This is a genomic window from Pseudoalteromonas sp. S408, assembly GCF_005886645.1.
Lineage (GTDB): Bacteria > Pseudomonadota > Gammaproteobacteria > Enterobacterales > Alteromonadaceae > Pseudoalteromonas.
Map to the genome: position 1 here is coordinate 1 of NZ_PNDY01000035.1, position 21,403 is coordinate 21,403.

The window sequence follows — 21,403 nt, forward strand, 5'->3', positions numbered from 1 at the left end:
GCAATAACGAAGGGAATATTCACCTCAGCGCAGGCTATGATAAAAGGCTGTTCAAGACGACCAGTCGCCTCAATAGTAACGCGTGTTACTGGGTGTTTTTTTAAGATTTGAATAGCGTGTTTAATGCCACTTTGATTATTTTCTACAGTAAAGTAAATGTCTAAAGGCCTGATATAAATATCGAGTTGTGTTTTACCTGTATCGACACCGACGTTAATTTCATTTTGATTATTTATTGTTTTCATAATAAGCTGACTCTGCCTTGCTATTCGGGCTCGAGGCCCCGTTGACTATCCGAGTTTAATGCTTGGAGTTTATACAGCGTTCTAACTTGTTACCGGTCTCTCAATAGAGGAGCCTACGCTCAATCGAACTACTGTATAAAAGGCTTTGGTTGCAGCCAAAGCTTGGGCCTCACATTACCCGAACTAGGTTAAAGTATTAATTAATTTATGGGTTTATTATCCATACAAGGCAATAAAGCAGGAAAATTTACAGTTGGCTGTTTTCACTGCGTTCAACAATTTTAACCAACTAATAAATTTCCCCTTATTGGGGCGTTATATGCCTAGGGGAAATCGAGCACTTGAAATACATAGATGTAAATTGGAACCATGAATGGAGCGTATACCCTATAAGGCTGGTTTCAGAGATTGGTGCTGATAACTTCGAAACTAGGAAACTTGAGTTTTTCTCTGACGGCACTGCGGGCTTTGCTACAGGTAATCAAGGTTCGAAAACAACATTACTTGGAACTGATGTAGTCCCTAGTATCGAGGAAATAAACTCAGATCCTTTATTTGTCGCTAAGGTTATTACTCAGCGAGAGTTTGACAAACTTTGGGAAATACATGTTGTAAACGGCATATAACAAAGCAAATTAAAAGTGCGGACAAAAAACAGTTGGCTTTGTTCGTGCCTCACAAATTATAGCCAACTATTTTTAGCCGTTTACTTGCGGCGTTATGCACCTACGGACACATTGAATGGACTCAGACATTGAATTAGATATAAGCTTCAGGTTCTTATCGCTTTCAGAAACTTTAGCCAACGAGATCAAACCCCTTGTTAAAGCTTCATCTTATCGACCTAATAGGAAATTAGGTGGTTTTGTCGTGTGTGTGCCTCTGACACCAACTTCACTGGAATTTATTGAAAGCTTTGTAAGCTCCCATGATGTTGATATAGAAAGTACTGATATTTTCGTATCATTTACTACTGAGTACGATTCAAGAATCATAGAATTGCCAAACATTATCACGAAAGCTTCTTTTTCTATTGGCTCACCAGTTACACTTTCATATACGGTGGTTTAGGTGCATAACAAAACACTGTAGTCACTCGCTGGCGCTCGTTGGGACACAAACACGCAGGCTCCCTTCGCTTCGCTCCGTATTATAGCCTGCGTATTTGTGCCCCTAAGTGGGGTGTTATAAGCCGAGGGAAGATATGAGTTTACCGAGGGAACAATTAGCAAAAGTTAGAACTCCGTTTAGGGTTCTAGCGGGTTTCATCTTTGTACTTTCATTGTTTGCTATTTTAGCTACTGTAACTTTTGCGTTCGCAGAACTATATGATCATATTATTTGGCTTTTAGGTGTTGTGACGTTTGGCATGTCATATATATCTGGGCATGTTGTATTTACAGGTTATGCCCCCAAATTTTTACTGTTTACGCATGGTGCTAAAGATGGCTTATAACAAGTGACTAACGTTATGATTGTCCACAAGTGGCACGTATGCGACTGTCAGATTTGATCACAATAAAAAAATTAAATCTGACTGGTTAGTTAAGACTTATTCAATTAGTCCTTGCTCTAAAAGCGAAGCGCCTCTTACGCTCTTTGTGAATCGTTCACTTAATGGTTTCATCCATCAAGTTAAACGTATTCGTTTTATTCTGGCAAAAAAAACATATTGCACAAAGAGAAATGAATGAGAAGTAAATGAGAAGTAAATGAGGAAAACAAAAGCCAAAAGACTTTAAGCTAATGACTACTCTAAAAGCGCAGCGCCTCTTCCCCTCTTTGTGAACATTTCACTTTTTTGCTTCTAGCAATCACGGAATCGCGCAATATATTTTTAGATAAATGTAACTATGTGTGTATTGAACACACCAGCTAGGTTAATTGTTCAAGCTCTGTGATAAGCACGAGAGCCTCTGCATTAGTTGACCCACACACATCAACTGTGGCAGTAAAATCACTGCATACTTTTGGTCGAGACTCATCGCCAAATAACTTACATAAATTGTTCTCATCTAGCTGAATACAACGTTCTCCGGCCTTTTTGCCATTTGGCATACCCGGTATTGGCGAGCTAATACTTGGCGCAATACAACATGCACCGCAGCCTAATCGACACGTCATTGGCTCTGTTTTCATAACACCCTCTATTTAAATTAACCACATATTTAACAATACAGACTCATTTTTAGAGCCAAATATTTTTTTGTAATACACATATGTAATGCTTTGTTACATCTTCAAACGCCTTGTAAACACTTTATTGCGTATTATTGCCCTATCACCACTTTTATGAAGGAATGCCTTGTGGCTACTAAAAAACAAATTGTTCTTCCAATCGCAGTTTTAGCTGCCGGGATTGCACTGGCAATTGGCTTTTCAAATATGAAAACGCCGCCTGAAGAAAAACCAGAGCAAGATACTCGCCCACTGGTTGCTGCACAAACAGTCAACATTGACGCAATAACACTCGACGTAAAATCGTACGGGGTTGTAAAACCTAAAGACCGTACCGAGCTAATTGCACAAGTCAGTGGCCAAGTTATTTCCGTAGCAGATGAATTTGTTGAAGGTGTATTTGTAAAACAAGGCGACATATTAGCACGAATTGATCCAAATGATTACGAAGCAGACCTTATTGAAGCGCAAGCAGGCCTTGCTCAAGCAAGCTCAGCCCTTGAAATAGAACGCGCCCAAGCACATGTAGCAAAAGCTGAATGGGAACGTATTAAATCAGACTCAAGTGACTCTATTGCTTCAGAGCTTTATTTACGTAAACCACAATTAGCCGAAAAGCTAGCGCGTTACCGCTCTGCACAAGCCAGTGTTAAACGTGCAAAGCGCAACCTAGAACGCACTTATATAAAAGCCCCGTACGACGCCATTATTAATGCACGTACAATAAGCTTAGGCTCTGTAGTAAACCCGGGCAGTAGCTTTGGCGCATTAAGTGCAACATCGATTGCAGAAGTGCGTTTACCTGTAGCCGATAGCGAAATGCAATACCTGGCCAATGGCGGCATTGGTGCCACCGTGACCCTTAATGCAGAATTTGCTGGCAAGCAAACGTCATGGAAAGCCGAAGTTGTGCGTAGCGAAGGCGTTATAGATCAAGTAAGCCGTATGAGTTATTTAGTTGCGCAACTGCCCACACCATACGCAGATAATACTAAACCACTGCGTTTTGGTTCATACATTAATGCAACCATTGAAGGGCGCCCCCTTGATAACGCAATTATTGTCCCGCATCACCTTGTTAAAGATAAACAAATTGCCATATTAAACGCGAACAATACCTTAAGCTTTAAAACACTGAATATTGTACGTGAACAAGATGGCATGGTAATAGCCGACCAAGGATTACAACTTGGCGAACAGTTGATTACCTCAGCACTAGAATACCCAAGCGAAGGAATGGCTGTTAAAACAGATGAAAATGACGAACAAGGCGAAGTAACACAGCTTGCGCTTAAAGAGGACACCTTATGAGTACCTCTGAAAAGGGCTTAATTGCCTGGTTTGCTCGCAACCCTGTTGCAGCAAATTTAATCATGATTTTTATTCTGGTTGGCGGTTTATTAACAGCCTTAACAATTCGTAAGCAAGCATTTCCGCAATTTGAAAGTAACTGGGTAAGTGTTCAAGCCGTTTACCCTGGCGCCGCACCGCAAGAGGTTGAAGAAGGCATTACAATAAAAATTGAAGAAAACCTAGAGGGATTAGAGGGCATTAAACGCTTTATAACCTACTCTAATCGCGGTTATGCACAGGCGTGGATTGAAATTGAAGACAAATACGACCTTCAAGAAGCCTTAGATGAAATAAAAGCCCAAGTAGATTCTATTAACTCGTTTCCAGCAGGTATGGAAAGGCCTATTATTCAGCGTGATAAATTTCAACAAGAAGTAATGTTCATTGCGCTATATGGAGATATGACCTATGCACAACTAAAAGAGCTCGGCCGAGATATAGAAGATGAATTACTTGCTTTACCTGGCGTTAATTTAGTCAGCTTTTTTAGCGGCTTAAATTATGAAATAGGCATTGAGATTAGTCCAGACAAACTGCGTGAATACGGACTTACTTTTAGAGATGTATCAAACGCTGTAAGAAACTTCTCAACTAATATGTCGGCAGGGCAAATTCGTTCAGACAACGGGTATATTTCTATGCGTGTTGAAAAACAAGCATACAAAGGCAATGAATTTGAACAGTTACCTTTAATTACCCTTGCTGATGGCGCACAAATATATTTAGGCGATGTAGCCACTATTAACGATGGTTTTGAAGAAGGCTTATTATATTCAAAGTACAATGGTAAAAACTCGTTAATGTTTGATATTGCAGCATCTAAAGATCAAGACATTACCGACGTTGCCAAGGTACTTAAAAAATACATGGCCGAAAAAGAATCTAAATTACCACAAGGCGTAAAACTTTCCCCTATGGTTGATTTAACCTACTACCTGCAAGGTCGTCTCGATATGATGATCGATAACATGGTATGGGGTGGTGTTTTAGTTATGCTGGTATTGGCATTGTTTTTACCGCTTAGATTAGCATTTTGGGTAATGATGGGGTTACCGGTGTCTTTTTTGGGTGCCTTTTTGTTCATGCCGATAGGCTTTTTAGACATCACCATCAACATGGTGTCGCTGTTTGCCTTTATTATTGTACTCGGTATTGTGGTGGACGACGCAATTGTCGTGGGTGAATCGGCCAGTGCTGAAATAGAAAAACATGGCCACTCTCTCGATAACGTAATCCGCGGTGTTAAACGTGTTGCAATGCCCGCTACATTTGGCGTACTCACCACCATTGCTGCTTTTTTACCTCAAGCTATGGCATCAGGCCCTGGTGCTGCGTTTTCTAAAGCGATTGGTGTCGTTATTATTTTGTGTTTGATTTTTTCGTTAATTGAATCAAAGCTAATATTACCGGCTCATATTGCTGCAATGAACCCACGTAAACCTAACCCTAAAAATCCATTGCATAAGGTGCGTATGGTTGTTGATAAAGGTCTTAAATCGTTTGTTCAAAACTACTACACGCCGTTTATAGGGCACTGTATTCATTACCGCTATACCGTCATTGTTGGGTTTATATGTATTTTAATTATGAGCGCAGGCATGTTTGCAGGCGGTTTAGTTAAATTTGTACCAAACCCTAAAATACAACATGATTTTCCGCGTGTTGTTGTAGAAATGAATCTTGAATCGTCAGAGCAAGCAACACTTGAAACAGCTAAAAAAATTGAAGCCGTACTTCTTAGTGTAGATGAAGAACTTGAAGCACAATACGGTCAAAAAATGATTCGTGACCTATCGATAAGCCTTCGTGGCCGTACAACGGCACAATTAATGGCTGTTCTTATTGAACCTGATAAACGCCCTATTGATACCTTCACTCTTAGCTCATTATGGCGTGAAAAAATGCCACCACTGCCGGGCGTTAAAACGCTAACTATTGAAGACAACTTATTTGGCGGCGGACGAGATGACGGCGACGTAAGTTTTAGACTGCAAGGCAAAGATACCGACAAACTAAAAGAAGTTGCCGCGTTATTAAAAACTAAATTACAAAGCATGGAAGGTGTAGGCGATGTTAACGACTCACTACAAAGCGCTACGGATGAAGTACAACTTGATTTAAAACCACTTGCATACAGCATGGGATTAACCCTTGCAGATGTGGCATCGCAAGTTAGCTTTAGTTACTACGGATTAGAGGCACAACGTATTTTACGCGAAGGGGAAGAGATCAGAGTGATGATCCGCTACCCTGAAAACGAACGTAACTCTATCAGTAATATACACAGCACACGTATTATCACGCCAACAGGTGTTGAGGTGCCGTTAAGTGAAGTGGCACAAATCAGCATTGTAGATGGTGTAAACAGAATTCGTCGTGAAAACGCAAACAGAACAGTCAATGTATGGGCAGCCATTAATACTGATAAAGTTGAACCTTTTGCCATTGTAAAAGAAATCACTGACGAGTATTTACCAACCCTTTTACAAAATTACCCAGGTGTTACCAGTAATGTAGCTGGTCGAGTGCAAGAGGAAATGGAAAGCGCTGATGAACAGTTGCGCGACTTTGCAATTTCACTAATGATTATATTTGCATTATTAGCCATTCCGCTTCGCTCATACTCACAACCGTTGATTATTATGTCGGTCATCCCATTTGGTGTGGTCGGGGCAATGTTCGGACACATGGTACTAGGAATGACCATGAGCGGCCTTTCAATGTTTGGCATCATTGCAGTAGCCGGTATTGTAGTAAACGACTCCCTTGTTATGGTTGATTTTGTAAATAAGGCGCGTGCTGAAGGCGTACCTATAAAAGAAGCTGTTATGCAAGCGGGTGCACGTCGTTTTAGAGCTATATTGCTTACTTCAGTAACCACCTTTATTGGCGTGTTACCGATTATTATGGAAACGAGTTTGCAGGCACAAATTGTAATACCTATGGCAGTATCGCTTGCCTTTGGTGTGCTATTTGCCACCGTGATTACGCTTATTCTTATACCGTGTCAGTATGTCGCGCTTGAGGACACAAAACGAATGATTCGTAAGTGGCGTGGTAAACACCCTATTGTCGATGGCCAACCAACAACGACCAATAGCTAATTAAGTAAACCCCCAACCAAAAAAAGCTCGGCAACATGCCGAGCTTTTTATTTATTATTAAAAATAACCCTCAACCATTTGCTAACTTCCCTTTTTCACTGGTATTTTAACTCTCAGTTTACATTCTTAAAGGATTAACCATGGCTACACTTCAACTTATTTTATTTATCATATTTGCAGTACTAACTATTATTGGATACAGAAAAAACAATCGTAATTTAATGCTATTGGGTGCAATTGTTGTGGCGTTCGCCTTTGTAGGATTAGATTTTATAATGGGAATTGATCATAGCCTGTCTGCTTATTAATAGTTAACAGCAAAAAACACTAAATAGTAAATAGTAAAATTAGTGCTCGTTTTTTATACTTGATACGTTTAGGTACTTAATATTAAAAAGTATAACAATTAAGGAAAACCATGAATTTACCTCACTCTGAACACATTCCTCAAGAAGCGTTTGATTGGTACGACGAATATGCCCACGGTTTAATGGACCGTCGCACATTTATGAAAAAACTTGGTGGCCTTGCAGCACTTGGGATTTCAATGAGTGTGCTCACCAGCGTACTTTTACCTAACTACGCACTTGCAGAGCAAGTCTCGTTTAACGATGACGATATTAAAGCCACCTACGAAGAATTTGATTCGCCAAATGGGTATGGTAAAGGCAAAGGTTACTTAGCCGTTCCCAGCAAAATTGAGGGTAAGCTTCCTGTTGTTTTAGTTATTCACGAAAACCGTGGTTTAAACCCTTACATAAAAGATGTAGCAAGGCGCTTAGCCAAAAAAGGGTTTATTGCCTTTGCACCCGATGCACTCTTCCCGCTTGGTGGTTACCCGGGCAATGACGATGAAGGCCGTGCAATGCAACGCACCATGGACAGAGCTAAAATTCAAAACGACTTTGTCGCCGCCGCTCAGTTTTTAAAAACACACCCTAGCAGCAACGGTAAATTAGGCGCCGTAGGCTTTTGTTTTGGGGGTTATATTGTTAATTACTTAGCAGCCGTTGACAGTTATTTACTCAGCGCTGGGGTGCCTTTTTATGGCACTCCTGCCAGTGAGTCTCTTCACAAAAATATAAAAGCGCCTTTAATGATTCAACTAGGTGAGCTTGATAAACGTGTTAACGCTACATGGCCTGATTATGAAAAAAGCCTAAAAGCTAACAATGTTGAGTACACTATGCACATGTACGAAGGTGCTAATCATGGTTTTCATAACGACTCTACTGGGCGCTATGATGAGCAAAAAGCAGAACTTGCTTGGCAGCGTACCTTAGCATTTTTTAATGAAAAATTAAGCTAAATACCATAAAAAAACGCCGCATAAATGGATAATGTGGCGTTTTAAATTTAAGTATTTAATAATTTAATTATGTAGATATTTAGCTGTTTATGTTCCTGCGCTTTAAAACAAGTAGCGATGTTAAAAACAGAAAAAACAGAAAAAACACACTAAACGCCCCTGCGCTGCTCGAGCCATCTTTATTTTCTATTTTTGCAATTTTTTCTTCTTTTACCCGTGTTTTAAAGCGGGCTAATTCTGCATCTAAATTTAGGCTCATATCGGTAACCGCTAAATTAAACCCTTCAAGTGACTTTTCATTGAGCGTTTCGTCAATACCAATAGCGGTGGTTCTTTTTTCAAGCTTGCTGATACCGGGTGCTCTAAAAAGCATTTTTTTACTTTTTATATCAAAAACAGCAGTGTCGACAAAGGTTTGAATAGTATTTTCATTACCTGGAATCACATACATACCTACAATGGTCCAATACAATAATGCGGCGTTATTTTCATAGGTTTGCGTTACTTGATCGTAAGAAACCAATGCCATTACATCTACATCGTATAGTCGGCCTACTTGTTCAAGCGCTGAAAACCCTTCCCCACCTTTGAGGTACGTACTTGGAATCACTTCTATGCGGTCAATGTAATCATATTGTAAAAACGACTTTTTTACTTTTTCGAGCAACGCTACCTCATTTTGACTTTCAATACCGTTTGCTCGCCACTCTTTAGACGGCACAAATGAAATACCCACTGTAACGGGTAATTTTAACACCGGAATTTCTGGTTTATACGCAGCACGGCTATCCTTGTTTGGATAAAGAAAGTCAACCAAACTGCTAGAACGCGTATTTTTATTAGAGTGATTACTGACAAGCGCACTACATGAGGTCAGTAAAAAAACCATCAACATGACAAAAAATGTACTTTTTTTCATTATTATTCCTTTTTAATTAAATTCAGTTATGTGCAAAAGCTCGCCCGAAGGTCCCCATAAATAAATTACTTTACCCCACAGCTCTTGTTTTATCCCTTCAAAGCGAATATCAAAGTGAGTTAACTTACTAATAGTGTTAAAAGCTTCGTTTATGTTTATTACGCACACTTGAAGCATTAAATTTTCAGCAAATTCCTGGTTGTAGTAACGCTGTAAAAACAAACTACATTCACCTGATGTTGCAATGCTTAAATCAGCTGACGCCGGCTCAACATTAAAGCCTAGCGCCTGATAAAATGCACACGATTGTTGATAGTTTTTACACGGAACAAACACTCTAATATCATCTATTTTCATTGTTATCCTGTTGTTATTTAGGTGCAGCAGGGCTTATTAACTTATTTTTGAAAGCGACTTTGATTAGATTCTCATTTTTCTGGGCAATCGTCATCAAATAAACGTTACCCAAGCCCACTAAAACTAGTGCGCATAGATTTTTAGCGATTTAGTTAGAGCAATTTATTTGGGGTTTAACTAAGGCAGGATCTATGTTGTTAATTATCATAAATAAGTAATAATGCAGCATAATAGCCAAACATGCGGCGCCATTTAGATTGCTCTAGGGTAGTTAACCCTTTGCGACTGCATTAATGCGAGTAAAGGCGAAAGCATCGCTCAGTTATTGCTTCGCCCGCTCGGCTGCACACATCGCTCAATAAATTACACGTAGTTGATATCAATGTTCTCTTTTTCATTTGAATTTAGCAGTGAGTTGAATTGTTGATCTATTTCTTCTTTTGAGCCTAAAAGCTGAAAATCGTAACCTTTACCGTTTCCGTCAATAATTATTGATAACCAATTATCACTTATATTAACAATAGAAATTCGCTTAACTTCGATCGACTCTTGACCTGATAAAAACTTAAAGTGACTCCACTTTGGCTTTGAGATTTTTATTGTGTCGGCGCTTCTCTTTATAAGATTATATGGGGAATGTTTAGCTTTATATTCATCGGTAAATCGATACCTAAACGATAAGCATGCAAAAAATAAAAGCAAAAAAGCAGCTTCAATTTCTTTGTTCACATACCAAATTATAAAAAAAGCGATAAACATAACAACGGCAATAAAAGCAAAGCCATTTTTATAATGAGCGTCCTTAATTTTCAACTTAACGATTCCTTTTCAAATACACAATACGTATAAAAACTAATGATTAATTAAGGTAAATTAAAGAGCTTAATTTATCCATTACTTTTTAGATGATTAGCCATCAATAAGAGCGACTTTATAATTAACACAGCTTAGTGCTTAGCGATGCCTCAATCACTTTGCCTTCATTTATCTCTGCATTAATTGTACAGCGTGCCCCATTAATTAAGTTAAGGTTAGGTGCTATATGCCCTATATCGGCATCAAACAGAACTGGGAATATACATTTACCAAGTGCTAATTGAATTGCTTGGTAATAATCAATCTGCTTGTGTGGGCTATTAATAACGGCGCTGCGCCCAAGTATAATACCGTTTACATCAGTAAGTACGCCATTTAGTTTTAATGCAATGAGACTACGTGCTACGGCTGTTGGGCTTAACTCTGCATTTTCAAGGAAGAGCACAAGGCCTTCGGGGGCATACTCTTGTTTAAATCGGTGTAAATCAAGGTATGGAGAGCCAAGCAGTAAGCTGAGCGTATCTAAACAACCACCAAAAAGTCGGCCCGTTATTTCTAATTTACGTGCATCTTTGTAATTTAAACATTGCCATTGCGAAGGCTCAGTAAGTTCGAACAACGCATTCGGTTCGCTTGCATAATCAATTAATTTACTTTGGTATGATGTTGAAGGGACTTGTTCAAATTGCTCGCCTTTTGTGAGCCCTAAAGTGTGAAAAATATTTATACAATTGTACTCAGTTTCATTTGGATGTAGCTGCATTAAGTTAGCAGTATGAAGAGTTGCCCAACCACAACGAGAAGTGAGCACACACGCTAATGTACTAACATCAGAGAACCCCACTAACCACTTGGGTTTAGCCGTTTTCACTATGTTAAAGTCAATATATTGCAAAACGTCTAGGGCGAGCTCTCCACCCCAAGGTGGCATTATTGCAGCAATATTATCGTCAATAAGAAATTGCATTAGCTCTAAAGCTCGCTCTTTAGCGCTGATATTTTGCCTTACACTGTCACCTTCGATGATTTTATACCCTTGCGCTTTTAAACCATTTAGCACCGTATCTAATCGTGTTTGAAAGTGTTTATCAACTCCTGACGAAAACGCACAAATTGCAATATTATCATTAGGCTTAAGTGGCTCAGGAAAATTAATTAAGGACATCAGTACTCTCAATTACTAGGATGTAGTCAACCTAACGTACCCAATAAAGTAGACAAAGTCGAGATTATTAAAGGCATAAAAAAACCGATGTATTAACATCGGTTTTTATGTAACGCTAAAGTGAGGATATATTAAAGGTACTCAACTTCAATGATTTCGTATTCAACGTCGCCCTTTGGTGTTTTAATGGTGACTGCATCATCCATTTGTTTACCAATCAAACCACGAGCTATAGGTGAGTTAACAGAAATTAAGTTATTTTTAATATCTGCCTCATCATCGCCAACTATTTGGTATTTAACTTCGGCATCAGTTTCTACATTTACAATAGTTACTGTGGTACCAAAAATAACCTTACCTGTGTTAGGCATTTTAGTTACGTCGATTATTTGAACATTTGAAAGTTTAGCTTCAATTTCTTGAATGCGACCTTCACAAAAACCCTGTTGCTCACGCGCAGCGTGGTACTCAGCGTTTTCTTTTAAGTCACCGTGTTCACGCGCATCAGCGATATCAGCAATGATTTTAGGACGGGTAACAGTTTTTAATTCGTTAAGCTCTTTACGCAGTAAATCTGCGCCACGAACTGTCATCGGAATTGTTTGCATATTTTCTCACTTAACACCAAGGCCTAATTAGGCCTTGGTACATTTCCTTAGTTCAATCGCAGGTGTAGCTCTTGAACTGACGCCACTTTACTGCGGTCATCTGCTTTATTAGCAGTACAGTTAGCGAATGCCGCGTTCAAGGTAGTCGTATAGTTGGTTTTATTTTGCAATGCACCACGACGTAACACCTTCGAATCTTCGATCGCTTGGCGACCTTCGGTGGTATTAACGATATAGCTGTATTCTTTATTCTTAATGTAATCAAGAATATGTGGACGACCTTCGTAAACTTTGTTTACGCGACGAACGTTAATACCCGCTTCTTCAAGCGCTTTGGCTGTGCCACCTGTTGCATCTAATTCAAAACCTAACTCAGTCATGATTTTAGCTAATTCAACAATACGTGGCTTATCGCTATTACGAACAGATAATAACGCGCGACCACCGCGTGGTAAAGTATTGCTTGCACCTAATTGTGCTTTTGCGAATGCTTCGGCGAAAGTATCACCAACACCCATTACTTCACCTGTTGAGCGCATTTCTGGGCCACGTATAGGGTCTACACCTTGGAACTTAGCAAATGGTAAAACCACTTCCTTAACGCTGTAATATGGTGGGATAATTTCTTTAGTAATGCCTTGGCTTGCTAAAGATTGACCCGCCATACAACGAGCCGCTACTTTTGCAAGCGCAACACCGGTAGCTTTAGATACAAATGGCACCGTGCGTGCAGCTCGAGGGTTGACTTCAATTAAATACACTTTGTCATCTTTTACTGCAAACTGTGTATTCATCAAGCCCACAACACCTAGTTCAAGTGCCATATCGGTTACTTGCTTGCGCATAACGTCTTGCACTTCTTGCGATAAAGAATGTGCTGGTAATGAACAGGCAGAGTCACCAGAGTGAACACCGGCTTGCTCAATGTGCTCCATAATACCGCCAATGATTACTTGCTCGCCGTCACAAATTGCATCAACGTCTACTTCTATAGCGTTATCTAGGAAATGGTCTAATAGGACAGGCGCTTCGTTTGAGGCTTGAACCGCTTCAGTCATGTAACGACGTAAATCGTCTTCATCGTATACAATTTCCATTGCACGGCCACCTAATACGTATGATGGGCGAACAACCAGCGGGAAACCAATTTCAGCTGATTTTAAAATAGCTTCTTCAGTCGATGTAACCGTTGCGTTTTCTGGCTGCAGTAAATCTAAACGCTCAACAAGTTGCTGAAAGCGCTCACGGTCTTCTGCACGGTCAATTGCATCTGGCGAAGTACCAATCACTGGTACACCATTCGCCTCAAGCTCACGTGCTAATTTAAGTGGTGTTTGCCCACCGTACTGAACAATAACACCCTTTGGTTTTTCAACACGTACAATTTCAAGTACGTCTTCAAGGGTAATTGGTTCAAAGTAAAGTCGATCAGACGTATCGTAATCGGTAGAAACCGTTTCAGGGTTACAGTTAACCATGATGGTCTCGTAGCCGTCGTCACGAAGTGCAAGCGCTGCATGTACACAACAGTAATCAAATTCAATACCTTGGCCGATACGGTTAGGACCGCCACCAATAACCATGATTTTATCTTTGTCAGTTGGGTTTGCTTCACACTCTTCATCGTACGATGAATACATGTAAGCGGTGTCTGAACTAAATTCTGCTGCACACGTATCTACACGTTTGTACACTGGCACAATGTTTAGTTGATGACGTTTTTTACGAATTTCGGCTTCAGATACACCTGCAATTTCAGCAATGCGTGGATCAGCAAACCCTTTACGTTTAAGCTTGCGTAAAAAATCTGCATTAAGACCAGCCATTCCGCCTTCAGCAATTTTTGCCTCATCTTTTAAAATGTCTTCAATTTGAACTAAGAACCAGCGGTTAACTTTAGTTAGCTCATAAACATCTTCAACGCTCATACCGTGGCGCATTGCATCGGCAATGTACCAAATACGCTCAGCACCTGGCTCACGTAATTCACGGATGATTTTTTCTTTCGCTTTCGGGTCGTCAAGGGCAACTATTGGGTTAAAACCTGTTGCGCCTACTTCAAGGCCACGTAATGCTTTATGTAATGACTCTTGCTGGTTACGACCAATTGCCATTACTTCGCCCACTGATTTCATTTGCGTGGTTAAACGGTCGTTAGCACCGGCAAATTTTTCAAAGTTAAAACGAGGTATTTTGGTAACAACGTAATCGATTGACGGTTCAAAAGACGCTGGTGTTTTTCCGCCCGTAATATCATTTTGAAGTTCGTCAAGCGTGTAACCTACAGCCAGTTTTGCTGCAATTTTAGCAATTGGGAAACCCGTTGCTTTAGAGGCTAGTGCAGATGAGCGAGATACACGTGGGTTCATTTCAATGATGACCATACGGCCGTCTTTTGGATTTATACCAAACTGTACGTTAGAACCACCGGTTTCAACACCTATTTCACGCAGTACTGCCATTGAGGCATTACGCATAATTTGGTATTCTTTGTCGGTTAATGTTTGTGCTGGCGCAACTGTGATTGAGTCGCCTGTATGCACGCCCATAGGGTCAAAGTTTTCAATAGTACACACAATGATACAGTTGTCTTTTTTGTCACGAACAACTTCTGTTTCGTACTCTTTCCAACCAATCAGTGATTCATCAATTAGTAATTCGTTAGTAGGCGATAAATCTAAACCGCGCTCACATATTTCTTCAAACTCTTCCATGTTGTAAGCAACACCGCCACCGGTGCCACCCATGGTGAAAGAAGGACGAATGATACACGGTAAGCCTATGCGGCTCATTGTATCTTTAGCTTCTTCCATTGAATGAGCAATTTCAGCGCGAGGACATTCAAGACCAATGTTTTTCATTGCAGTGTCAAAGCGTTCACGGTTTTCGGCTTTGTCTATTGCATCAGCCGTTGCACCAATTAGCTCAACGCCATGCTTAGCCAATACACCGTGCTTGTCTAAATCAAGTGCACAGTTTAATGCTGTTTGACCACCCATTGTGGGCAGGACTGCATCTGGCTTTTCTTTTTCGATGATTTTTTCTACTACTTCCCAATGAATTGGTTCGATGTATGTTGCATCCGCCATTTCTGGGTCGGTCATAATCGTTGCTGGGTTTGAGTTAACGAGTATAACTCTATAGCCTTCTTCTCTGAGTGCTTTACACGCTTGTGCACCAGAGTAGTCAAATTCACAAGCTTGACCAATAACAATTGGGCCTGCGCCTAAGATAAGAATGCTTTTTATATCGGTACGTTTTGGCATTATTACTCCAGTTAAATTAGTGTTTACGCGCTTGCATCAAATCGATGAAGTGATCAAATAATGGGGCTGCATCGTGCGGACCTGGACTTGCCTCAGGGTGACCCTGAAAACTAAATGCGGGCTTATCTGTACGATGAATACCTTGCAGCGTGCCGTCAAACAATGACTTGTGTGTTGCACGAAGCGTGCTTGGCAAGCTTGATTCTTGAGCAGCAAAACCATGATTTTGTGCGGTAATCATCACAACATCGCGGTCAAGATCTTTAACTGGGTGGTTACCACCATGGTGGCCAAATTTCATTTTTTCTGTTTTAGCACCCGACGCAAGCGCTAATAACTGATGACCCAAACAAATACCAAAAATGGGGGTGTCGGTTTCTAAAAATGATTTGATAGCATCAATAGCATAGGTACACGGCTCAGGATCGCCAGGGCCATTAGATAAGAAAATACCATCGGGGTTTAATGCAAGTACATCAGCAGCACTGGTTTGTGCAGGTACTACGGTAAGTTTACAACCACGGTCAACAAGCATACGTAATATATTACGCTTAACACCGAAGTCGTAGGCTACAACATGAAACTTTTCATCGGCGGTATCTAAGGTTTTAAATCCCTCGCCTAATGTCCAGCTTGATTCGCGCCACTCAAAATTTTCCTTGGTTGAGACAACTTTTGCTAAATCCATGCCTTTTAAGCCTGGGAAGGCTTGCGCAGCTTGAAGCGCTTTTTGTTCGTCTAGTTCGTCACCTGCAATAATACAGCCATTTTGAGCGCCTTTATCGCGCAAAATGCGTGTTAGCTTTCGGGTGTCGATGTCCGCAATACCTAAGATATTACGTTCTTTCAAGTAATCATCTAACGATTGCTCGTTACGAAAGTTACTTGCTAGCAGTGGCAAATCACGGATCACTAGGCCTTTAGCCCAAATTTGATTCGCTTCTTCGTCTTCGCTGTTGGTACCCGTATTACCGATATGTGGGTACGTCAAAGTTACGATTTGTTCCGCGTACGAAGGGTCAGTCAAAATTTCTTGATAACCAGTCATAGACGTATTGAATACCACTTCACCGACTGACATGCCGTCAGCGCCGATTGCAGTACCGCGAAACACTGTGCCGTCTTCTAGGACTAACAGAGCGGATTTAGTCAAGTTAAACCTCCTAACAGTAAAAAACGGGAGTAAGCAAATTGCCTAACACCCCGCCAATACCCAGAGGGATCGTAAAAACCAGATTTTGTATGAGATTAAATTGTTTTACGCAGTCTTAAATGAGGCCGATATAACCGCTAAATCTTCAACATTTTTTCTTGCCTAAAACTCTTATCATTCCCACTGAACCCCTGATTTTACTAGCCACTTGGGTATAATTGGAAACACGCATTTAGTAATTTTTGGCAAATTGGCTGTATACTACATGATGTTGTGTTTTAGGTCTAACATTATTTGGTAAATCATAATAAATAAGTGCTTTTAGCTAAAATCAGACCCAAACACCCAAAATAGATACTAAACTACTTTAAATCGAGCACATCTTGCATGTCATAAAGTCCTGGTGGTTTATTTTGCAACCAGCCTGCAGCTCTTACAGCACCTAGTGCAAAGGTCATTCTTGAACTTGCTTTGTGCGTTAATTCAAGCCTTTCCCCCATTGTGGCAAAGTATGCGGTATGTTCACCTACTATGTCGCCTCCTCTTAGGACTGAATAACCAATTTCGTTTTGAGATTTTTCAGTTTCAACTTGGCTTCGATCATACACAGCAACCTCTTCGTGGTTCCACCCTTTTGCATCTGCAATTGACTCACCAATTGCCAGTGCGGTGCCCGATGGCGCATCGATTTTATGACGGTGATGCGCTTCAAATATTTCAATATCTAAATCGTCACCAAACTTTGTGGCTGCCGTTTTAACTAAATTTAATAACACATTTACGCCAACACTGTAGTTACGAGCAAACACAATAGGTATATGTTTAGCAGCATTTTCTAATAATGCCATGTCATCGGTCGTTAAGCCTGTAGTTCCAATAACTAATGGAAGGGATTGTTCAACTGCATGCTTTAAGTGGTTACGCATACCCTCTGGCAGGGTAAAATCAATTAAAACATCAACACTTTCGAGTGTGTTTTCGTCGCTAAAACAGACGTTTTTATCGGCAGCACTATTTACTTGGTTTACATTAACTCCAATTAGCGATGACCCACTGCGAACATAGGCACCTGTTAGTTGTGTTTGCTCTTTTATAGTTGCGGCTTCCAATAAAGCTAAACCCATTCTGCCGTTAGCACCAAAAACACCTATTCGAATCATCACTATGCCTTAATCTATTTTTGTTTAAACCGTAAACCGATCGTTTTATGTATGTTGAGTGTATATATTGCTGAATTAACATCAATCACTGAAAGTAACTTACTTAGTAGATTTTATCTAAAAGTCATGTAATAGTCAGTCAAGCATTTAATAAAAGAATAATAACAATACCAGTTTACTTTAGCCATCTATACATTTAAACTTCTCTTTCGCGTCGATTTGGTCTTTGGCTTGCGGGCGCTGCATTGCTCTACTATTTGTTAGCTTTTAACAACCTAGTTAGACTTGCTAAATTCAGCTAAAAGAGGAATTTTTGGCTGTGGTAATTAATTGGTTTCGAGGATTATGATGCAGCCATCATTTAATAAAAATAAAGCAATACTTTCTTTACTACCCCTATTAACGTTTGTAGCCCTATTTTTAGGTTCAGGTTTATACCTGCAATCTCAAGGGGTTGATTATGCTTTTTATCAACTTCCAGCACCGGTGGCAATATTACCCGCCATCATGCTTGCCTTTATACTTAATAAAGGCTCTGTCAATCAGTGTGTCGAAACCTTTATAAAAGGGGCTGGGCATAACAACATTATTACTATGTGTTTAATTTACCTGCTTGCTGGTGCATTTTCTGCGGTAGCAAGTGCAACAGGTGGTGTTGACGCAGTTGTTAATGCCGGTTTATCACTAATACCGCCCGCTTTACTACTCCCTGGCTTATTTTTAATAGCCGCAGTTGTATCGACTGCCATGGGCACATCAATGGGTACTATTGGTGCTATTGGCCCAATTGCTTATGCGGTATCGATTAAAACAGGTATAGACCCTGCGCTTACGGCCGGTACTATTGTATCTGGTGCTATGTTTGGCGATAACTTGTCAATTATTTCAGATACCACAATTGCAGCTACGCGTACTCAAGGCTGTGAAATGAAAGATAAATTTAAAGAAAACCTCAAAATAGCGGTACCCGCTGCGGTTCTTACTATAGGTTTATTATTTTACCTTACTCCAGCAGCACAAGTGGTTGAGACACAAGATTACGACATTTGGTTAGTACTCCCTTATGCCTTTATTTTGGTTTTAGCTGTGGCAGGGTTAAATGTATTTGTTGTGTTATTTAGCGGCATTATATTTGCTGCATTAATGGGCTTTACCGGTAGCTACGAAGGTTCAAGCTTTGTAAAAGACATTTATCAAGGCTTTACCGACATGCAGGAGATATTTTTACTATCTATGTTTATTGGTGGTCTTTCTGAGTTTATTCGCATCAATGGTGGACTTGATTTTATTGCTCAAAAAATTCAAGCCATTACCAAAGTTATTGCAAAATGGCACCGCAAAGTAGCTGACCAGCTTGGTATTGCAGCCCTTGTGATGACAAGTAACGTTTGTATTGCCAATAATACCGTTTCAATTATTGTGGCGGGACCTATTGCTAAAAAGTTAGCTGACGATGGCCAAATTAGTGGCAAACGCTCTGCAAGCCTACTTGATATTTTTGCCTGTGTAACTCAAGGGTCATTACCTTACGGAGCACAAGCACTATTACTTGGCGCTACGTTTAAAATTAGCCCATGGGAAGTCTCTACATCGTCTTATTACTGTTTCATTTTAGCATTTACCGCTATTGCAATAATTTGTTTACGTCGTAATAAAGCTTAAAAGCCTCCCCCTGTTGCAGCTTAAAAACAAGCTGCAACATATTACTCTACATATTAATCACGTTTGCTATAATGCGCGCCTTCGCGTGTCACTAAAATTATAGTTAAATACAGATTATGAAATTAAATAAATTACTTCCCTTTGTTTCCCTTACATCTATTGCGTTATCGTCTTCTGCTTTTGCCGCTAATTGGAGCAGCACAGCATTACACATTAACAATGGTGAGCAAAAAAACCCTTTTACTGAGCAAAAGTCTGATACGACTGTTTACTCTGTTCAGCATGCATCAGGTTACGATTACGGCGATAACTTCTTTTTTATCGATTACAGTAAAGACAATACAACTGACGGCTATCAAGACAGTGATTTTTACGGCGAGTGGTATTCAACCGTCAGCTTATCGGCGATCAGCGGTAAAAAAATTGGCACTGGTGCGTTATTAGATGTTGGCCTTACCGGCGGAATTAACGTAGCTGGCGATGCTAAAGTAATGAAATATTTACCGGGCGTTAAGTTAAGCTGGGATGTACCTGGGTTTAACTTTTTTCAAACAATTGTAACAGCTTACATTGACGACAGTGAAGGTGTCGCTAAAGGCGGTGCCCCCATAGAAACAAATAGCTGGATGTTTGATGTAGCTTTTGAGTACCCTTTTACCGTTGGCTCACAAAAATTTAGCTTTAAAGGCCACGCCGAGTATATTGCTGAACGAGAAGATGAATTTGGTAACGATGTAGAAGCATGGATACTCGCGCAACCTATTTTAGTGTGGGACATGGGTCATGCCCTTAAAATGCAAGAAAACACACTATTACTAGGCATGGAGCTTCAATACTGGCACAACAAGCTAGGTACTGAAGTGACAGAAACCGTTCCGCAAATTCATGTAGAGTGGACATTTTAAGCAATCACACTGCGTTAAAATTGCATAAAAAGGAGCTCTATTAAGCGCTCCTTTTTCTATACTATAAAACTATTTAATTGTACTCCTTTCAATACTTAGCTAATGTCGTACTTCTTTTAAACCTAGCGCTTGTCCTTTAACGGAGTAACAAAATGTCGCCAATTAAAGTTATGGGTTTTGCAGCCTTATTAGCATTAACGAATAATACGTTTGCAAGTAATGAAGTAAATACAGAGTCTCTTTCTTACGATGCACTTTTAAGCAGTTATCAGTATGACTTTGAGGTTAATTACTTTAATATTGAATCACAAAAGCAGTCTCTTAAAATGGCGTATATTTACCTAAAGCCTGCCAAAGAAAATATGCCTATAGTAACGCTTATGCACGGTAAAAACTTTAATGCCGATTATTGGACGACTACAGCGCAGTACTTACAATCACTAGGCTTTGGCGTGTTAATCCCTGATCAAATTGGCTTTGGTAAATCATCTAAACCCACTGATTATCAGTACTCTTTTGCAGCACTTGCACACCATACGCAAGCATTAATGAGCTCACTAAACATACAAAGTTCGATAGTTCTTGGGCACTCTATGGGCGGTATGTTGGCAAGTCGCTTTGCATTAATGTATCCCAACACAACAACCAAGCTGATTTTGCTTAATCCAATAGGGCTTGAAAACTACTTGCACTATGTTGAATATAAAGATACCAACTTTTTCTATAAAAATGAGCTTAACAAAACACCCGAAGGTGTAAAAAAATATCAGCAAAAAAATTATTATAATGGTAAGTGGAACGCCACATATTCAGCATTAACACACTTTATTACAGGGCAAATACAAGGACCCGATAAAGAGCAAATAGCGTGGGTTAACGCTAAAACGTACGATATGATTTTCACCCAACCGGTAATTACAGAATTTAAAGACCTTACTATGCCAGTTAAGTTGATTATTGGCACCCGCGATAGAACAGGACCTGGCCGTAATTGGAAGAAAGACGGTGTGACCTATGAGCTTGGCCGTTACGATGAGTTAGGCAAGAACGCCGCATCGCTTATTCCTAATGCTAAATTATATGAGCTTGATAATTTAGGGCACTTGCCGCAGATAGAAGATTTTGAGCGCTTTAAAACTGTATTTAAAGAAGCACTCGCCGCTGAATAACTGCATATAACCGATAAAATAAAACCCCTGAAAG

At 40.0% G+C, this 21,403-nt stretch carries 19 protein-coding genes and 1 pseudogene; 10 read left to right on the plus strand and 10 right to left on the minus strand.

Features of this window, described 5'->3' with window-relative positions; all coding sequences use genetic code 11:
* Positions 1-245: pseudogene (locus CWB62_RS17975) on the minus strand (IS110 family transposase); the annotation flags it as partial.
* A gap of 341 nt (positions 246-586) precedes the next feature.
* On the opposite strand from CWB62_RS17975, the gene CWB62_RS17980 reads away from it, so the two are divergent.
* The 3 genes from CWB62_RS17980 (at position 587) to CWB62_RS17990 (ending at position 1,701) form a co-directional block, all read left to right on the plus strand.
* Positions 587-871 (plus strand): DUF6881 domain-containing protein, encoded by a 285-nt coding sequence (locus tag CWB62_RS17980; protein WP_138527891.1) that lies wholly within the window; start codon positions 587-589, stop codon positions 869-871.
* 115 nt (positions 872-986) lie between these two features.
* Positions 987-1,316 (plus strand): hypothetical protein, encoded by a 330-nt coding sequence (locus CWB62_RS17985; protein ID WP_138527893.1) that lies wholly within the window; start codon positions 987-989, stop codon positions 1,314-1,316.
* Positions 1,317-1,449: 133 nt separating this feature from the next.
* On the plus strand, positions 1,450-1,701 hold the full coding sequence (locus CWB62_RS17990; RefSeq protein WP_138527895.1) for a hypothetical protein: 252 nt from the start codon (positions 1,450-1,452) through the stop codon (positions 1,699-1,701).
* A gap of 419 nt (positions 1,702-2,120) precedes the next feature.
* Here CWB62_RS17990 and CWB62_RS17995 read toward each other — a convergent pair whose 3' ends face one another.
* Positions 2,121-2,384 carry a YkgJ family cysteine cluster protein gene (locus tag CWB62_RS17995; protein ID WP_138527897.1) on the minus strand — a complete coding sequence of 88 codons (264 nt, stop codon included), beginning with the start codon at positions 2,382-2,384 and terminating at the stop codon, positions 2,121-2,123.
* Between the two features lie 168 nt (positions 2,385-2,552).
* Here CWB62_RS17995 and CWB62_RS18000 point away from each other — a divergent pair, with 168 nt between their 5' ends.
* From CWB62_RS18000 to CWB62_RS18010, 4 genes are all read left to right on the plus strand, one after another.
* The gene (locus CWB62_RS18000) at positions 2,553-3,734 is read left to right on the plus strand and encodes an efflux RND transporter periplasmic adaptor subunit (protein WP_138527899.1); all 1,182 of its coding nucleotides are present in this window, start codon (positions 2,553-2,555) and stop codon (positions 3,732-3,734) included.
* Positions 3,731-6,880, plus strand: coding sequence for an efflux RND transporter permease subunit (locus CWB62_RS18005; protein ID WP_138527901.1), 3,150 nt, complete (start codon positions 3,731-3,733; stop codon positions 6,878-6,880). Before CWB62_RS18000 ends, CWB62_RS18005 begins: the two co-directional genes overlap by 4 nt.
* A 140-nt stretch (positions 6,881-7,020) precedes the next feature.
* Positions 7,021-7,188 carry a hypothetical protein gene (locus CWB62_RS18675; RefSeq protein WP_171034595.1) on the plus strand — a complete coding sequence of 56 codons (168 nt, stop codon included), beginning with the start codon at positions 7,021-7,023 and terminating at the stop codon, positions 7,186-7,188.
* A gap of 110 nt (positions 7,189-7,298) precedes the next feature.
* Positions 7,299-8,189, plus strand: coding sequence for a dienelactone hydrolase family protein (locus tag CWB62_RS18010; RefSeq protein ID WP_138527903.1), 891 nt, complete (start codon positions 7,299-7,301; stop codon positions 8,187-8,189).
* A 79-nt stretch (positions 8,190-8,268) separates the two neighbouring features.
* Here the strand turns inward: CWB62_RS18010 and rhlP are convergent, their stop codons facing one another.
* The 8 genes from rhlP to dapB form a co-directional block, all read right to left on the minus strand.
* Positions 8,269-9,108: a rhombotarget lipoprotein gene (gene rhlP / locus CWB62_RS18015; protein ID WP_138527905.1), complete on the minus strand. Its 840-nt coding sequence runs from the start codon at positions 9,106-9,108 to the stop codon at positions 8,269-8,271.
* A 12-nt stretch (positions 9,109-9,120) separates the two neighbouring features.
* Positions 9,121-9,465 (minus strand): VOC family protein, encoded by a 345-nt coding sequence (locus CWB62_RS18020; protein ID WP_138527907.1) that lies wholly within the window; start codon positions 9,463-9,465, stop codon positions 9,121-9,123.
* 363 nt (positions 9,466-9,828) lie between these two features.
* Positions 9,829-10,278, minus strand: coding sequence for a hypothetical protein (locus tag CWB62_RS18025; RefSeq protein WP_138527909.1), 450 nt, complete (start codon positions 10,276-10,278; stop codon positions 9,829-9,831).
* Positions 10,279-10,402: 124 nt separating this feature from the next.
* Positions 10,403-11,446, minus strand: a complete 1,044-nt coding sequence (locus CWB62_RS18030) for a S66 family peptidase (protein WP_138527911.1) — start codon at positions 11,444-11,446, stop codon at positions 10,403-10,405.
* Positions 11,447-11,577: 131 nt separating this feature from the next.
* The gene (greA, locus tag CWB62_RS18035) at positions 11,578-12,054 is read right to left on the minus strand and encodes a transcription elongation factor GreA (protein ID WP_006792433.1); all 477 of its coding nucleotides are present in this window, start codon (positions 12,052-12,054) and stop codon (positions 11,578-11,580) included.
* 47 nt (positions 12,055-12,101) lie between these two features.
* The gene (gene carB, locus CWB62_RS18040; RefSeq protein WP_058404329.1) at positions 12,102-15,320 is read right to left on the minus strand and encodes a carbamoyl-phosphate synthase large subunit; all 3,219 of its coding nucleotides are present in this window, start codon (positions 15,318-15,320) and stop codon (positions 12,102-12,104) included.
* 16 nt (positions 15,321-15,336) lie between these two features.
* The gene (gene carA / locus CWB62_RS18045; protein WP_006792431.1) at positions 15,337-16,473 is read right to left on the minus strand and encodes a glutamine-hydrolyzing carbamoyl-phosphate synthase small subunit; all 1,137 of its coding nucleotides are present in this window, start codon (positions 16,471-16,473) and stop codon (positions 15,337-15,339) included.
* A 362-nt stretch (positions 16,474-16,835) separates the two neighbouring features.
* A complete protein-coding gene (dapB, locus tag CWB62_RS18050) occupies positions 16,836-17,633 on the minus strand; it encodes a 4-hydroxy-tetrahydrodipicolinate reductase (protein WP_058404328.1) in 798 nt (265 codons plus the stop codon).
* 348 nt (positions 17,634-17,981) lie between these two features.
* Here dapB and CWB62_RS18055 point away from each other — a divergent pair, with 348 nt between their 5' ends.
* The 3 genes from CWB62_RS18055 (at position 17,982) to CWB62_RS18065 (ending at position 21,369) form a co-directional block, all read left to right on the plus strand.
* A complete protein-coding gene (locus CWB62_RS18055) occupies positions 17,982-19,295 on the plus strand; it encodes a Na+/H+ antiporter NhaC family protein (RefSeq protein WP_138527931.1) in 1,314 nt (437 codons plus the stop codon).
* Between the two features lie 116 nt (positions 19,296-19,411).
* Positions 19,412-20,200 carry a nucleoside-binding protein gene (locus CWB62_RS18060; RefSeq protein ID WP_138527913.1) on the plus strand — a complete coding sequence of 263 codons (789 nt, stop codon included), beginning with the start codon at positions 19,412-19,414 and terminating at the stop codon, positions 20,198-20,200.
* 152 nt (positions 20,201-20,352) lie between these two features.
* Positions 20,353-21,369: an alpha/beta fold hydrolase gene (locus CWB62_RS18065; protein WP_138527915.1), complete on the plus strand. Its 1,017-nt coding sequence runs from the start codon at positions 20,353-20,355 to the stop codon at positions 21,367-21,369.
* Positions 21,370-21,403: the final 34 nt, after the last annotated feature.

Excerpts from the sequence above, each read along its gene's own strand:
- dapB (WP_058404328.1), bottom strand. The coding sequence starts at position 17,633 with ATGATTCGAATAGGTGTTTTTGGTGCTAACGGCAGAATGGGTTTAGCT.
- rhlP (WP_138527905.1), bottom strand. The coding sequence starts at position 9,108 with ATGAAAAAAAGTACATTTTTTGTCATGTTGATGGTTTTTTTACTGACC.
- CWB62_RS17995 (WP_138527897.1), bottom strand. The coding sequence starts at position 2,384 with ATGAAAACAGAGCCAATGACGTGTCGATTAGGCTGCGGTGCATGTTGT.
- carB (WP_058404329.1), bottom strand. The coding sequence starts at position 15,320 with ATGCCAAAACGTACCGATATAAAAAGCATTCTTATCTTAGGCGCAGGC.
- CWB62_RS18005 (WP_138527901.1), top strand. The coding sequence starts at position 3,731 with ATGAGTACCTCTGAAAAGGGCTTAATTGCCTGGTTTGCTCGCAACCCT.
- CWB62_RS18060 (WP_138527913.1), top strand. The coding sequence starts at position 19,412 with ATGAAATTAAATAAATTACTTCCCTTTGTTTCCCTTACATCTATTGCG.
- CWB62_RS18020 (WP_138527907.1), bottom strand. The coding sequence starts at position 9,465 with ATGAAAATAGATGATATTAGAGTGTTTGTTCCGTGTAAAAACTATCAA.
- CWB62_RS17990 (WP_138527895.1), top strand. The coding sequence starts at position 1,450 with ATGAGTTTACCGAGGGAACAATTAGCAAAAGTTAGAACTCCGTTTAGG.
- CWB62_RS18030 (WP_138527911.1), bottom strand. The coding sequence starts at position 11,446 with ATGTCCTTAATTAATTTTCCTGAGCCACTTAAGCCTAATGATAATATT.
- greA (WP_006792433.1), bottom strand. The coding sequence starts at position 12,054 with ATGCAAACAATTCCGATGACAGTTCGTGGCGCAGATTTACTGCGTAAA.
- CWB62_RS18010 (WP_138527903.1), top strand. The coding sequence starts at position 7,299 with ATGAATTTACCTCACTCTGAACACATTCCTCAAGAAGCGTTTGATTGG.
- CWB62_RS18055 (WP_138527931.1), top strand. The coding sequence starts at position 17,982 with ATGCAGCCATCATTTAATAAAAATAAAGCAATACTTTCTTTACTACCC.
- CWB62_RS18065 (WP_138527915.1), top strand. The coding sequence starts at position 20,353 with ATGTCGCCAATTAAAGTTATGGGTTTTGCAGCCTTATTAGCATTAACG.
- CWB62_RS18675 (WP_171034595.1), top strand. The coding sequence starts at position 7,021 with ATGGCTACACTTCAACTTATTTTATTTATCATATTTGCAGTACTAACT.
- CWB62_RS17985 (WP_138527893.1), top strand. The coding sequence starts at position 987 with ATGGACTCAGACATTGAATTAGATATAAGCTTCAGGTTCTTATCGCTT.